Raw genomic sequence first — 1,660 nt, 5'->3', positions numbered from 1 at the left:
GCTTTGTTGAATAAATAGATTTTATGCTGGCAGTCCAGTGAAACGACGGATCATCGCAACGCAAAATCATGCAGTTAGGCCTCATGAGAAAGCTGTACACCTGAGGGGACAAGCATTTTCTACCAAAACTGGCTTGGTAAAACAGCATGAATCACTATTATTCAATAAAGCCCCAGAAACAGCGAATCGATACGGGTTTTGTTGCTCACCAGATCGGAGAGCGCCAACTCTAGCGCCAGACTGACCAAAAAGCTCTCACCGCCCGACAGGGTGCGGGTATCGCGCACCGCATCGGCCTGCCAGGTATCGAGCACATGCAGGCCAAGCTCATCATCGATTTTACGCTGTAGCTGATAACGACCGTGTAGGCGGGCAAGGCGCAGGTTGGCCAGATACACCAGATGATCGAGCGTTAACCCCTGAGCGAACTTGCGGAATTTATCACCGCTTTGCGAGCCAATAAGATCGTTGAGACAGCTCCAGTCGGCATACTGTTGACTCTGTTGCTCGATCTCCTGTAGTAGCGCTTGCTGTTTATCCCGTTGCATCTAATCGTTGCGCAGCCGTTGCTGGCATTCACCTTGTTGATAGAGATTGGTTTTCAGTGCGCTATCAATCTGTTCCAGCCGTTGTTCAGGTGTTGCGTCCGCGTCGTCCTCCGGCACGGTTTCCGGGCGCTGGGCCAGATTCGTGTTCAACGCGACGGTGGCTTGTTGTAGCAGTGCTTTGGTTTCCGTGACAGCCTGACGTACTGCGTCGAGTTTGGTACGCAGCGCCTGACGCGTGTCGTTATCCAGCAGTGCCTGCTGGAACGCGGTTTCATCAATAAAGGGGCTGTGCGCCAAGGCCGTCGCAAACTGGACTGAGGCTTGCAGCTCCGCGTCTACACAGTGTTCGTGGTGTGCGCGTTGCCCGGCCAATTCTCCTGCTAATTGGGCGAGCTGTGCCGCTGCGTCTTGCCGCGTGACAGCTAACTTATCAACGCGCTGCTGATGCTGTTCGCTATGCTGTCGCCATTCCTGACGCACCTGCTGCGTGTCGCGATCGCCAAACAGGGCGTGGCGTTGCTGGCGCAAGGTTGCCAACTGTTTTTCACCATCCTGCCATTGTGTCTGCTGTAGTGTGGCGCTCGCATCGAGTGCCTGTACCATTTTTTCCCGTTCCTGCACGGTTGCATGCAGTGAGGCCAGCGTGTTGTCATCCTGCTGCAACTGCTGTTCGGTGGTTTTACAACGTTCCGCTTCGGAGGCACGTTCCGCCAGCCATTGCTGTTGTTCGGCAAGTGCTGGCGGAACCAAGGCGTAGGGCGCGAGCGCAGCGGCGAGTGTTTCTTGCTGTGTTGTCAACGCCGCGCTGAGCTGTTGCTGTTTGTGTGCAGCCTCGGCAAGCCCTTCCCAGTGCGCCTGAATACGCTGTTGCAGCAGGGCAAGCTGCTGTTCTGTTTCCTGACGTTGCTGCTGCGCCGTAGTCAGTGAATACTTACTTTCTTGCCAACGGCGTTACCGTTTTTCTTGCGCTTCTAGGTCGTGTATTCAATATGTTGATTGCAGTGTGAAATGTCCGGTTTTGGATGTGGAATACAGTGGCTAAAGTTGATGTAAGATGCCCGTTTTGTGAACAGACATCTCCTGTGAAAAAACACGGTTATGGCAAAAGTGGC

At 54.0% G+C, this 1,660-nt stretch carries 2 protein-coding genes and 1 pseudogene; 1 reads left to right on the top strand and 2 read right to left on the bottom strand.

The window, feature by feature from the left end; translation table 11 throughout:
• Positions 1–161: 161 nt before the first annotated feature.
• Positions 162–548, bottom strand: coding sequence for a hypothetical protein (locus QZ506_RS09320; RefSeq protein WP_291970585.1), 387 nt, complete (start codon positions 546–548; stop codon positions 162–164).
• A complete protein-coding gene (locus QZ506_RS09315; protein ID WP_291970583.1) occupies positions 549–1,346 on the bottom strand; it encodes a hypothetical protein in 798 nt (265 codons plus the stop codon).
• Between the two features lie 236 nt (positions 1,347–1,582).
• Between QZ506_RS09315 and QZ506_RS09310 the strand changes: the two are divergent.
• Positions 1,583–1,660 (top strand): annotated as a pseudogene (locus QZ506_RS09310) (IS1 family transposase); the annotation flags it as partial.

It is taken from the genome of Candidatus Symbiopectobacterium sp. (assembly GCF_020054415.1).
Classification (GTDB): Bacteria; Pseudomonadota; Gammaproteobacteria; order Enterobacterales; family Enterobacteriaceae; genus Symbiopectobacterium.
Note: the sequence above shows the minus strand (reverse complement) of the source record. Positions and strands in the feature narration are given on the sequence as shown.

Coding starts and splice junctions, on each gene's coding strand:
- QZ506_RS09320 (WP_291970585.1), bottom strand. CDS start 548: ATGCAACGGGATAAACAGCAAGCGCTACTACAGGAGATCGAGCAACAG.